The following is a 13,648-nucleotide window of genomic DNA, read 5'->3' on the forward strand; positions in this document are numbered from 1 at the left end:
AACTTTTGGTCACAACACCTTGGTAATAGTCACTGGCTTACCATTGACACCGCACTGCTTAAAAATCTCGGCGAAATTAGTCTTCGCGGCACTGTTCGGGAACGCTTTTTCAGACATAACTGCATATGAAGGATGGAGTTCCGCGATAGCACGTACCACCTTCTCTGGAAGATCGGCATCGAAACAAGCAATAAGCTGGCCGTCATTCACGTTAAAGACCGTGAAACTATCAAATTCCTCTTCGTCCATTGTCTTGATGTCGGCATCATACTGAATCTGGAAAGTCGGCAACACTTCGAACAGCAAATCCATCGGAGACCGATCAGACTCCACGTTATCGACAAAATCAGTAAGAGCACCCTGCTCCACCTGCCCGGGCAACACACGAACATCCTTATAATTGGAATCTTCTATACGAAACACACGAAACCCAATATCTGGAACTCTCTTAGGACTAGCATCAAGTTCAAGCTGCGTATTCGATTCTTCAATCTGCTGCACTATTTGATTTCCAGCGCGACGAATTCTTTCTTCGCCGATTTCGCAAATCGTACTATACCCGGCTTGGGCGGCCTCGGAGTCATTATTGCATGATTCAGGAAGCTGAATCATAATAAACTTACGATTATTCCCATCATGAGCATTCAATTCAATTGTAGCGTGTGCACTTGCTGCACTACCCGAGAAAAAGTCAAGCACAATATCTTGCCTATCCACTCCAGCAAGTTCCATACAACGCTCTATCAAAGCAGGAGGCTTTGGGGTATCAAACACATTTGATAACTTAAATAGTTCCTTCATACCTGACTTAGTTTGTCTCATCGCAGGTAAATCATTCCAAATAGTCATCCAGGGTTTTGTCGGATTTTCTGCAGCATACTCACGGGTATATGGAATCCATGTCCCACTTCTCTGTTTCCAAATTAAATCCCCATGATTATCAAGTTCATTAACCTTGTCGAGACCAGCAGACCAACACCCTTCTCGACCATCTTCACGAATCGGCCAAATTTCGGTTTGATCCGGCGAAATAAGTGGATAAAACATGCTTGGTCTATCACTTCGAAGACTATTCTTACCATTTTTTCGCAGTAACCTATCGCGCCAATATCTTCCTTGCTTATCAGGACCCTTATACGCCTTAACAAGATCTGGCGCATAACGCTGCCTCAGCTTAGCTGTTGAACTATTTTTGCAGTACAAAAGAATATATTCATGGTCTGGAGTAATTACAGCATGATTGTCGTTAGGGCTATCAACTTTTCTCCAAATAAAACAGGCGACAAAATTATCTCTTCCGAATATCTCATCGCATATCCGCTCGCAGTTATTTACCTCGTTATCATCTATACTGATAAAAATCGTTCCATCTGAAGTTAACATATCTCGCGCTAACAGCAGGCGCGGATAAATCATCGAGCACCAATCAGAATGGAAACGACCATTACTTTCTAAATTCGAAACTAACCGGCCACCACTTTCATCATATGTACCATCGTCAGCACGATTCTCAATAGCCGTTTTGGCGAAATTATCTTTATAGATACGATCATTACCCGTGTTGTAGGGCGGATCGATATAAATCATCTTCACCTTGCCGGCATAGGTGTCGCGGAGAATCTTCAACGCGTCCAGATTGTCACCTTCGATGTAAAGATTTTTGGTTGTGTCCCAGTTTTTACTACATTCCTTGATTGGTCTCAGGGTTTTGGAGATGGGTGTTCTAGCCTCGACTTTCGCGGTGCGTTTGCCCGGCCAGGTGAACTGGTAGCGTTCGCGTGTGCCTTCGGCGACATCACCTAGCTCTTCGCGTAATACATCAAAATCAATACTCTTTTTTACTTCACCGGTTTCTTCGTCACGAACCTCAGTGGCCGTGTTCGGAAACAACTCGATAATCCTTTGGATATTCTCGTCGGTAATGTCAGTTGTAGCTGTCTTGATCTCGTCCATCATTGGCTTATTTACTTCCATCCTGCTGCTCCTACATGCCATCGATTTCCGAAAGCTCTCGTTTTATATCTTGTATTCTACTGAACAGCCTGTTCCGTGTCGCCACCTGCACAGTGCGCATGTGTCGTTCCCGTAAAGTGTCAAGCTCATCCTCCAACTGCTCACGCCGAATCTTCAAAGCAAGACGACAGTCGAAATCAGCACCTTCCAGCGAGCCAAATTCTATTTGCGAACATATCGAGTCCCATGCCACGTCTAAATCCTCTCCCGATAATTTGAAACTTAGCTCACTCGTTTCCAGCCACTCCCCATGAAGAATAACGGACGACTCCAAACCCACACTCTGGTGAGCCGGACGCCATGCGCATGCGATAGTCTGCAAACCATCGTTACAAATGAAGGCTATTTTATTGGCGTTGTTTCGAGAGATGTGTTCAATGACGTCAGTTGGCAACACATGCCGTTTCACCATAAGGGCAAGCACCAGAATTTCGCTGACATCCTTGCCGGCAGGAATGCGTGTTTCTTTCTCCCTGATTGAAGCGATGACCGTAATCGAATCCACGTCCTCGATGAAACTGCGTTTCAATGAGGCGCTTATCTTATTGTGTCGGTAGAAAGTTTCCTTGGGCAGCCTGCCCCTACGCTGATCCACCGCTGTTACGCTTGGCAGCCCCAGACTGATGGCGTTTATGGGCCCACATGACACAACTGTCATATTTACCTCCTCTTCGCTCGGACCACAAGGAAGCAAATCAGCTCGAAATCATCGAGTCCCTGCACATCTTTGTCAAGAAAGCTGGTTCCCTTATCGCCAAAGAAACTCTCCATGGCATTGACATCATTCCCAAAGACAATCGATTCGACCGAAGTCTGAAGCAACAGTGAGACACTATGCATGTCTTTGCCATTTTTAGTCTCCCGATTAAAAGGCCTGTAGAGCGTCTCGTCTGGCCTATCTTTCCCTTTGCAAAGAATCCGCATCATATCAAGCGTCGCCTTAGGATCAAGATGCCCATGCAGAATGGACCCATCCGACCTGGCGTATACCAAGTAGAACGGATGAAGCCTATTACTGCCGTTAATGTTGACTCCTCCATTGATATTTCTAAGGACGAAGATGACACCAGGATCTTCACCTTCGACGACAGCGTCAATACCAGAAGGTAGATACTCAATATTGGGATTATTTTTATGATAATCGATGAGATCCATACGGAATTCATTTAATCCCAAATCAGTAATACTCACTCCTCCTTGAATATCTTCAAGGTCAGGTATCGAAGTACGCATTTCCTTAAGCTGCCGAGAACGATAAGCGAGTCCGCCTTGTTCCTCCTCATTAATCGGGTCATCATCGCCTGTGGCTGACATGACGGCAGCCTTCATTCGGTTCTTAACTCGGTCTTTGAGATTAAGATATTTGTCAAGATCAGTCGCTGGCCAGAAATTCACCAGCTGTATTTCTTTGTTTGGTGACCCGATACGGTCTACCCTACCAAACCTCTGCACGATTCGAACCGGATTCCAATGGATGTCATAGTTAATCACCTCATCGCAATCTTGAAGGTTCTGACCTTCACTGATGCAATCGGTAGCAATTAAGATGTCAATAGAGGCATTACCGGTCTTAGGTGCTGTTTGATCTCTGTTCTTTGAAACAGGCGAGAATGACGCAAGAATCGATGTCATGTCACCGCCGACTTGAGCCATGGTTGATCGCCCTACTTGAGCACCAGTCACTTCTGCCGTTTCAAGACCAAGACTTTGGGCGTATCCACTAACGTTCTGATACAAATAGTCAGCAGTATCTGCAAAAGCCGTGAAAATCAGAACCTTTTTATTTCCGGTATTGAATGGGTTCTCAGCTTTGTTTTGAATCAATGAAAGCAATTGCTGAAGCTTGGCGTCATGCTCAGCATCGATTCCTTGAATAAGCTCCAAAAGATCATGAATCGTATCAATGTCGTGGCGGATATAGCCCCTCCAGGTCTTCCAGTCCATATCTGAGAGGCTAAATCGGTTTTTACCCTGAGTGGTGAAGTCCATTTCATCGTCATCATCCTGGTCAAGGTCGAATCCTTCTTCAACATCAGACAGGCCAAACTGAGCATCCTTACCATCTTCAGCATGAGAATTACGTTTCTGCTCGTACGCGTCAATCTGAACGCAAGTCTGTTCCATGAAGCCGCTAATGCGCTGCAGGGTCTTTCGGAAACTGTCTACCGAACTTTCAAAACGTTTCAGTAGATTGGTGGCCATCAGCTGTTTGATACCTTCTTCTCGGCCAGCTGTGGTCAATCCCTGACCATCCTCATCGAAGTATTTGGAAACTTTGCTGGATAGTAAGAACGATGAAGGAGAATACAGCATGAGATTGAGCTGTTCCAGACGTTCATAAATCATGTCGTAATTAAGCGAATCATCATCTACAGATAACGCCGGTGAATACGACAATGGTTTGCGTCGTTTGGGGAACGGCCCTATGGCGTTCATATCATAATAACTTTGGATGTGTTTACGGCTTCTCGCAACGGTGACTTGATCGAGAATTTTGAAGAAATCAAAATCGAGCATGTTCGTGAGCGCCGTGGTAGTACGTTCCGCCTCATCGAGTTTGCTCCACTCGTTGTATTTTTGCTGCGCCTGTCGGAAAATAGTGTCCAAATCGTTATGAAGCCCTATGCTTTCCTGCCAGTCCTTATCTGATCCTTCATAAGCAAGAGCAAGCTGATTCTGTAAATCACGGAAACGATTATTCACTGGGGTTGCGGACAGCATGAGCACTTTGGTGTTCACGCCTTGCTTGATAACCTTTTCTTTTAGTTTTTGATACCGGTTCTGCTTATCATCATTCTTCGAAGCGTTGTCGGCTCCATTCCTGAAATTGTGCGACTCATCAATGACGACGAGGTCGTAATTACCCCAACTAACTTGGTCAAGAGGCATACCCGTTGTGCTAGTCCCTCCATCCCTCGAAAGATCCGAATGAGCAAGGACGTCGTAACGTAACTTGTCCGAGACCAATGGATTACTGGTCAGATTCTGAGTATACGATGTCCAGTTGCTTTCGAGCTTTTTAGGGCACAACACGAGAATTCTGCAGTTTCTTGACTGGAAATACTTAATGACCGCCAAAGCCGTATATGTCTTGCCGAGGCCCACGCTATCGGCAAGAATACAACCGTTATAGGTTTCCAGTTTATTGATAATCGCTATCGCTGCGTCTTTTTGGAAATCATAAAGGGTGTTCCAGATCCTACTCTTGCGGTAGCCTGTTCCTTCCTTTGGTAATGTGTCCTCATCAACATCCTCAAGGAACTCATGGAAAATTCGGTATAACGCCAAATAATAAATTGTTTCGGGAGAATTCTCCTGATACATCTGGGTGATCCGGCTGATAACAGTCTCGGTCACATCGCTAAGTTCTCCGGAATTCCAAGCTTGATCGAAGGTATTAAGGAATCCCCTTGCCGCTAAGCCTTCCTGCCTACTAATAGCTACAAGTTTGGATTTTGGCTTACTCGTGCCAAGCTGACTAGTAGAAAACTCATCAAATGGGCTGTACATGCAATTATTTTCGCAATCGGAAATCGACAGAAATGTTGGCATTCCGTTGGATTGTGAAAGAGACTTGAACGTCGCCTTTCGACGAATCCAATCGGCACACTCAACTGCGATGGCTTTCTGAGTCAGCTCGTTACGTAGCCTGACCTCGAATTTGGTACCATACAGCCCCTGCTCACGTTCCAACTTCGGGATATAAAACTCCCGTTTTTCTTTTGGGCTACCGATATCCGGAGTAAAGGCTTCGTCGGTAAAAATGAAGCGAAAATCATCAACTTGTTCCAGCTGTTCTTTCAGCTCTTCATAGGCATACACAGAAAAAATCGATGCAGCAACTGCGATGCGATCGCCGCTATGCAGCCTACGCACCAAATCGTCCTTGACGATAACCGTCTTGTTATCAAAAAAGTCTTGACTCATCATTTATCAATTCTAGTAGTATGACTGCATCTTTGCATTCTCTATTTGTTTAGTTCTCTGCCATCCCTTTTAAAAGGACATTAGAGCTTACTCTCTTACATATAACTCACTCATCGGATAGCCCGTTGTACTATTCAAACCAGCTGTCTCTTGAGCCCCCCCAAATATAAAATTCTTGACCCAACTAAAAAGTCGAACACACATACTTTTCGACGTCCGTGGCTTTCCTTCTACCAAACTTTTGAACTGTTCTTCATTACCCTTGAAAAGGACATGTATTTCAAGGTGAAATACATTACACAAACTCGTGCCACATATCCTCGGGGATTTGGGCTAGTAGGTCGTTTTGAGTTAGCTCGAAGGCACTCGGGTTTACAGATTGCTGAGGGAGGGAGTTGCCCCAGGCTTGCTGGCACATCCGGACCAAGGCGTTGCCGTCGATGAGCTCGATGCCGGATTCCTTGGCATACTTGATGGCTTGGGACGTATAGGTGCTCGTCGTGATGAAGATCAGGCCCTGCGCATGCTGTATCGCATTGGCCCCGACGAGCTTTCGCAAAAGCGGTAGACCGACATGGTGAGTAGGCTCGAAGCACTTGCATTCCACGATATACGTGCGGCCATTCTTGGTCATTTTCAGGTCAAAACCACCGTCATTGGCGGACGGAGTGACCGCAACCCGGTAGCCGAAATGCCGGTACAAATCAGCGCAGAACGGCTCGAACTCACTGGGGTTAGATGAGAAACTAGCGACTATCGCATCGACGGATGTGGAACTCTGACGTACTTTGGCCCGCTGAACCGCACGCTGACGTTTGAAGGATTCCATATTGGAATAGCCGATAGCATTGCCATGATTACGCATTTCCAGAACAAAGCTATACAAGGTCAACGGATTGTCGGATTTGAACGAGAATCCAGCCACCTCAAGAACGCTTTTGGGCTGGTAAATCTTGTTGTTCGAGTGACGCTGATCCGCGGTTCCGTCTTTCTTGGGGAACTGCCAATATGGAAAATGCAAGGTGAAATTGCCGATTCCTTCCTCACCATCCGACCGCCCAATCCTGATTCCTTTGGGAACCTCAACATTACAGTTCTTACGAACCTGCCCAGCTAACCAAATCTGGTAGAGCTGACGAAGCAACAGAACAATGAGAACAATACCGACAACGCCTATCGCCAGCGGAATCGCATAAGTCGTCAATGTTGGTATGAGCGCGTCGCTAAGTTCGAAATCAGTCATACATAAAATATTACCGTTAGATAGCCACTATCCCAACAACTGCAACAAATCGTCCTTCGTTAGGTTGCTGATGCCACCGGCGCTGCTGGAACCGGCTTTGTCTACGAAACGGTGGGCAAGGTCGCTCTTGGACTGCTGCATCTTCAAGATGCGCTCCTCGATGGTGTCCTTGGCGACGATCTGGTAGACGTTGACGTCCTGGGTCTGGCCGATGCGGTGGGCGCGGTCGGTGGCCTGGTTCTGGGCGGCAGCGTTCCACCACGGGTCGGCGTGCACGACGACGCAGGCGCCGGTGAGGTTGAGGCCCGTGTTGCCGGCCTTCAGCGAGATCAGGAAAACCGGGGTGTCGTCGGCGTTGAACTGGTCGACCAGCTCGAGACGCTTGCGCTTGGGGGTGGCGCCGGTGATGACGTTGTAGGCGACGCCGTTCTTGCGCAGGCGTTCAGCGATCAGGTCGAGGAAGCTCGTGAACTGGGAGAAAATCAGCATCTTGCGGCCGGCGTCCTGGCAACTGGAGACCAGCTCCTCGATGGCGTCAAGCTTCGCCGACGAGACCTTGCGAGGCTTGGTGGCGGTGCCGGTTTGGGACGCTCCCGAAGCATTCAAGCCCGTCAAATCGCCATTTCCCACAAGCGCGTTCGCTGACGCATCGGCGGTCTCACTGAGTTCGTCAATCGGTTCGTCGTCGGCACGCTCGACCTCGCGGCTCGGAGCGCCCCATACGTGCGCGTCCTTCTTAACGACGTTGCTGCCCACGTTGCTGAAGAGCAGGCGCGGGTCGCAGCAGGCCTGGCGCAGGCGCGTGAGTTGGGCGAGCACCTGGATCTTGCCAGTCTTGAACTCGATGTCGCGCTGCTTGTTGAGCGTGGCGCGCAGCTGCTGCTCGAGGGCGGCGTAAAGCCGGCGCTGCTCGCCTTCCAACTGCACGGTGATGACGTTCTCGATCTTGTCGGGCAGGTCCTTCAACACTTGCGATTTGAGGCGCCGCAGGATGAACGGGCCGACGAACGCCTGCAACTTGCGCTGGGCGTCCTCGTCGCCGCTCATGATCGGCATCTCGAAGCGGTCGCGGAAATGCTTGTAGGCGCCAAGCATGCCGGGCATGAGGAAGTCGAAGATGCTCCACAGCTCGGAAAGGCGGTTCTCGATCGGCGTGCCGGTGAGGGCGAAGCGGTGCAGCGCGTTGACCTTGCGCACGGCGCGCGCGGACTTGGTGGCGTGGTTCTTAATGTACTGCGCCTCGTCGAGCACCATGCAATAACACTCGAGGCCCTCGTAGTCTTCGATGTCGCGGCGCAACAGGTCGTAGGAGGTGATGAGCACGTCGGGGGGCGTGGTCATCGCGGTATCGTCTTCGTCGATATCAAGTTGCGGGCTGGTGGCGCTCTGCCAGCCGTCGTCGTCTGGCTCGGTTACAGACGAAGTGACCGCAGGATTATTGACGTTGGCCGCAAAAGCCCCCGAATCATCGGTCTGTTGATCCACAGCGAGCAACAGATTAGAAGTCAGTAGGTCCGAACTCGAAGCCGAATTGCCCGAACCTTCCGAATCCCTCTTCCCCTGATACCAAGCCTTCGTGTTCTTGAGGATGGCGCGGCGCGAGGCCTTGGAGCCGGCGAGCGCCTCCACCTTGAGCGACGGCGCGAATTTGGCGCATTCGGCGGCCCAGTTGTAGACCAGCGACGCGGGGCAGACGATGAGGCTCGGCCCGACCTGGCGCTGCTCGGCTTGGCGCGCGACCAACAGCGAGAGCATCTGGACGGTCTTGCCCAAGCCCATCTCGTCGGCGAGGATGCCGCCGAATCCCTTGTCGCACACGGCGTTGAGCCAGCGGAATCCCTCGACCTGGTAGGGGCGCAGCACCTTGGAGAGCGAGGCCGGCACATGGTAAGTCTTGGGGTCGATGACGCGCAGATCGTTGAGATAGCTGCGGAACTCGTCGCTTTTGTCGGCGTCGTCCGCCTCGCCGTCGAGATAATAGGCCTCGTAGGCGGGCACGGTGACCGAACCGGAATCAAGGTCGACCGGCTTGAGGCCAAGGTCGGCGCTCACCTCGTCGAGTTTGCTGGTGTCGACGTCGGCCATGTTGACGAAGGCGCCGTTGCGCAGGCGGTGGAATTTGCGGCGTTTGCGGTAGCTGTTGAGCAGCGCGGGAACCTCGGAGGGGTCGATTTCGTCGGCGATCGGCGAGATCTCGACCAGGTCGGATTTGACGGAGAGACCGATCTTGAAGACGGGGTGCGGAGATGAGGTGAGGCCGTCGAACGATGGCGTGGAGTAGACCTCGCCCAGGCCGCGCAGCACGGGCAGTCCCTCGTTCAGGAGCTTGTAGATGGCCTTGTCGTCGTCCTCTTTGATGCGGGCGATGGGGCCTTGCGGCACGGGGAAATAATGGCGCGCGGCCTCCACGGCCAGGCGCTCGGCGGCGTGGTCGCGGGCGACGGGCTCGTCGGGGCCGATGCCGGAGAAGACGTGGAAACGGTCGTCGCCGTAGCGGGCCTGGATGTCGCAGGTGATGCCGTATCTGTCGCGGTCGAGGTAGGTCTCGATGACGCAGGGCACGCGGCGCATTTTGATGAGCTCTGGGGGCAGTTTGACGGCGATGCCATGATGCGAGGTGCCGCGGGAAGCCCCGGGGACGGATGGCGTCAGCGATGCCTCACCAGCTGGGTTTGCGGTAGTGGTAGCTATATCGGAAGCGCTATCAGCGACACCATCGGCAACACCGTCAGAACCGTCTTTCGCCATATCACTATCGCCGGAGGCGCCATCCGAAGCGTTCTCGGCCACGGGATCGAGCGCGGGCAGAATCGTGCGCGAGAACTCCTTGATATCGTCGCCGCTCAGGTAGAGGTCGCCGCGTTCGTCCGCGCCGCACAGCACCGAAAGCAGAGAGCGGTTGTCCACGAACGCCCTGGAGCAGCGATGAATCTCGGGGACGGCGTCGGCGATATGACGGTCGGCGCGAATCATGGAAAGGACGTCGCTGGAAAGTCCATAGTCGTCAGAAGGCTTGCGACGACCGCTGGCGGAACCGTTCGCGGCGCTTCCGGCGGCGTGGCTCTCGGCGGCCTGCGGGTCCTGGTGAACGACGACGTAGGACGAGGTGCGTCCCACAATGAAATTGTCGACGATCATGCCATGGCGAATCACATAGCCATCTGACGTACCGCTTGCGGAATCCGCGTTTACGTCAGCACCATTGCCAATACCGGCGGGCTCCACAGCAAGTCCCAAGTCGGGGTCGCCGTCCACCACCGCGATCGGTATGGCGGAAGTGCGCCAGCTACGTGGCGGCACGTAATCAACCGTGGCGTCCGCGTCGACGAACAAATCCAATAGTTCGGCCATCTCGTCGTCGGAAAGCCGCATCTCCTGCGACTCGGCCTTGCTCTGGTAGAACTCGTAGTCGCCTGAGACGCTTTTGCGGATCTCGATGGCGCGGCCCAAAATGGCCAGGATCGACCGCGAGCGTTCGTCAAAGGAATCGCGGGAGTGCACGAACGCGAGCTTCTTGCCGTAGGTGACGAACTCGCGGTTCTGCACCGCGGCGACCAGCCCGCGCACGTCCTTGATGACGTATGAGATGCCTTTCGAGGGCACGGCGATATGCAGGCGCAGGTACCAGTCACGGCCGGAATGCTCCACCATCGGGCGCAACACGACCGAGCCGATGGGCATGTGGCGGCTCATCGCCACGCCGCTGCCGGTGTCACCCGCGGCCCGGCTGCTGACCTCCTTGAGCAGTTCCAGCTGGCGGTTCTTCGCCTTCTCCTGAAGCTGCGAATCCTCCTGCTGCATGAACGAGCGCAGGGCGCGGGAGGTGCGGCGGACGATCTTGCGCTGGGGACGGACGCTGAGGCTTGCGGCCGAACCGCTGTTGCCGAATCCAGGAAGCTCTTCGAAGACCTGCGGCGCATCGTTGTATTGCATGATGAGCGCGATGACGTGCTTGCAGATCGCGCCGAAACGGCCGAACGCCGGGCAGGTGCAGTCGGAGGAGAGGATCTCGCCATGGTTCTCGTCGATAAGGGCAGAGACGGCGTAATCGTCGGCGAACTCGTCCGCGGGCTCCACGGAGGCGGCCAGCCTGGTGCCATCCTCGCCTGGGGTGCAGGTGTAGCCTTGCATGCGCTTGCTTTGGATGACCTCGTAGGCGCGGTAAAAGGCTTTACCACCACGTTGGCGGAGCACTTTCTCGGGGACGGCGGGCTCGTTGCCGCCGTAGGTCACGCCGCCGTCGGGGTCGGCGAAACCACCATACGAGTCGTCGCCGGAACCCAGGCCGAAGCCGCCGGCGCTACCGGTCCGCGATCCGTACACCGAGGCATGCCAATCCAAAATCCGCTTCCGTCCTTCACTCGTCTCGTTTTTAAACGTTTGTCCGATGGTCGCCTGATATCGCGCGAAACGTTTCGGTATCGGCCTCGCGGCCACCGCTGAATCCAATCCCCCATATATTCGGATTCGTCAGTCCGCCACGCGCTCTGTATAGCCGAATTCGCGTCGAATCGTCGACAACATCGCAAATTTCCAGTTTACTACGTTCGGGCGGAGGCGGGAAACCGGGGACGTGCGAAAACGAGGTCTTGTCTCGTAGATACGGGGCTTGGCCGCGAGTTTGGCGAATCGCGAAAGACGAGGAATACGCTATAGACCGAATTCGTGGGCTGCATGTCCGGCGCGAATGTGCCATACTGGCGGCGATGGCGAATGAGCACGATAACGCCATCGGCAAGAGGTACCATGACAAGCAAATCCGATATGACGGCAACGACGGACGGCGAGGGTGACGATATGACAAGCGACAATGGACAGACGAACCAGACGGACGGAACCGCATCGAGCTCATCGGCCACCGCGGCCACCTCGGCGCCAACCCAGACGGCGTATTTCGCGGGCGGCTGCTTCTGGGGGCTCGAGCGCTACATGCAGGGCGTGGACGGCGTGACCGCCACGCAGGTCGGCTACGCGCAGTCACGCAAGGAGAGCCCGTCGTATGAGGAGGTGTGCTCGGGCGCGACCGACGCGGCGGAGACGGTGAAAGTCGTCTTTGAGCCGACGAAGGTCACCTTGCGCACGCTCACGCTACTGTTCCTCGACGTCATCGACCCGTTCAGCGTCGACCAGCAGGGCAACGACACCGGGCGGCAATACCGCAGCGGGATGTTCTACCTCAACGACGACCAGAAGGCGGTTTTCGCGACGGCGCTGCATGAGCTTCAGGCGCGCGAGGGGCGGGAGCCGGCGGTCTTGGTGGAGCCGTTGCGCAACTTCTACCCCGCCGAGACCTACCATCAGGATTATCTGGAGAAGAACCCCGGCGGCTACTGCCACATCTCGGTGGCGAAGCTCATGAACGTGCGCAAGCGCCAGCGCTATATCGAGCGCGTCTGGTCGCTGAACCCGGAGCAGTACGCGGTCACGCAGGAGGCGGCGACCGAGCGGCCGTTCGCCAACGCCTACGACCAGAACTTCGAGCCGGGCATCTATGTGGACGTCGTCAGCGGCAAACCGCTGTTCCTCTCGACCGACAAGTTCGACGCGGGGTGCGGCTGGCCGGCGTTCTCCAAGCCGATCGATGGCAAGGCGCTCACCGAGCATCGTGACACCTCGATCCCCGGGCGGCCGCGCATCGAGGTGAGGACCGCCGACTCGCAGATTCACCTCGGGCATGTCTTCGACGACGGACCGCGGGACCGTGGCGGGCTACGCTATTGCATGAACTCGGCGTCGCTGCGGTTCGTGCCGCGCGACCGGATGGAGGCCGAGGGGTACGGCCAGTATGTGAAGCTGCTGGACGAGGCTACAGAATAACTGAAATCTCCAGGAACGAAGGAATACAGGGCCTGATTTTCGCTTGGCCCTGCGATGACTACATTATCTGAAATATTCGGTGATGTGGATGCTGCGAAAGTTATCCACATCGCCTTTTCATGCCCAAATTGGCTTGATACCAACGTTTATAACCGTTCGACCACATCACCCGTTTCGGCTTGCCTTCAGACGTATAGCACCAATAGACTGGTTGGCAACGAACTTTAATACTGCTGATGGAAGGTTGATATGGGTGCAATAGATATACAACATGCTGCTCAGCGTCCTATACTGAAGATACCGAACGCGATGACAGACGACTTCAGGAGGACCATGATGGCGAAATTCACGATGAACATCGACCCCGAGCTCAAGGAGCAGGCGGCGGAGCTCTTCGAGCAGATGGGCTTCAACATGACCACCGCCATCACCGTGTTCCTCAAGCAGAGCGTGCGTGACGGCAACCTGCCGTTCCAGCCCACGACCGGGATAATTCCTGGCAAACACAAGCGCCCGGGGATTGATTACGACCCGGAAGAGGAAATCGCGAAGGCCAAACGTTTGCGGGCATTGGCGCCGGAACATTCGTATATCAGGGATTGGGGCCCGGAGGAGATAAGGGAGGATTTGTCTAACCGTGGAAAATAA

Annotated in this window: 7 protein-coding genes; 2 read left to right on the forward strand and 5 right to left on the reverse strand. The window is 53.5% G+C overall.

Annotated features, from left to right (window positions below; genetic code table 11):
• Nucleotides 1-9: 9 nt before the first annotated feature.
• The 5 genes from OZY47_RS05995 to OZY47_RS06015 form a co-directional block, all read right to left on the reverse strand.
• The gene (locus OZY47_RS05995) at nucleotides 10-1,974 is read right to left on the reverse strand and encodes a site-specific DNA-methyltransferase (RefSeq protein ID WP_277177441.1); all 1,965 of its coding nucleotides are present in this window, start codon (nucleotides 1,972-1,974) and stop codon (nucleotides 10-12) included.
• 10 nt (nucleotides 1,975-1,984) lie between these two features.
• Complete coding sequence (locus tag OZY47_RS06000) at nucleotides 1,985-2,671, reverse strand: DUF4391 domain-containing protein (protein WP_277177442.1); 687 nt, start codon at nucleotides 2,669-2,671, stop codon at nucleotides 1,985-1,987.
• 2 nt (nucleotides 2,672-2,673) lie between these two features.
• Nucleotides 2,674-5,943 (reverse strand): helicase-related protein, encoded by a 3,270-nt coding sequence (locus OZY47_RS06005; protein WP_277177443.1) that lies wholly within the window; start codon nucleotides 5,941-5,943, stop codon nucleotides 2,674-2,676.
• 292 nt (nucleotides 5,944-6,235) lie between these two features.
• The gene (locus OZY47_RS06010) at nucleotides 6,236-7,183 is read right to left on the reverse strand and encodes a restriction endonuclease (protein ID WP_277177444.1); all 948 of its coding nucleotides are present in this window, start codon (nucleotides 7,181-7,183) and stop codon (nucleotides 6,236-6,238) included.
• A gap of 27 nt (nucleotides 7,184-7,210) precedes the next feature.
• Nucleotides 7,211-11,506 (reverse strand): DEAD/DEAH box helicase, encoded by a 4,296-nt coding sequence (locus OZY47_RS06015; RefSeq protein ID WP_277177445.1) that lies wholly within the window; start codon nucleotides 11,504-11,506, stop codon nucleotides 7,211-7,213.
• A 441-nt stretch (nucleotides 11,507-11,947) separates the two neighbouring features.
• Between OZY47_RS06015 and msrA the strand changes: the two genes are divergently transcribed.
• Both msrA and OZY47_RS06025 read left to right on the forward strand, forming a co-directional pair.
• Nucleotides 11,948-13,000: a peptide-methionine (S)-S-oxide reductase MsrA gene (msrA, locus tag OZY47_RS06020; RefSeq protein ID WP_277177446.1), complete on the forward strand. Its 1,053-nt coding sequence runs from the start codon at nucleotides 11,948-11,950 to the stop codon at nucleotides 12,998-13,000.
• 333 nt (nucleotides 13,001-13,333) lie between these two features.
• Nucleotides 13,334-13,648, forward strand: a complete 315-nt coding sequence (locus tag OZY47_RS06025) for a type II toxin-antitoxin system RelB/DinJ family antitoxin (protein ID WP_277177447.1) — start codon at nucleotides 13,334-13,336, stop codon at nucleotides 13,646-13,648.

The organism is Bifidobacterium sp. ESL0790, from assembly GCF_029395435.1.
Classification (GTDB): Bacteria; Actinomycetota; Actinomycetes; order Actinomycetales; family Bifidobacteriaceae; genus Bifidobacterium.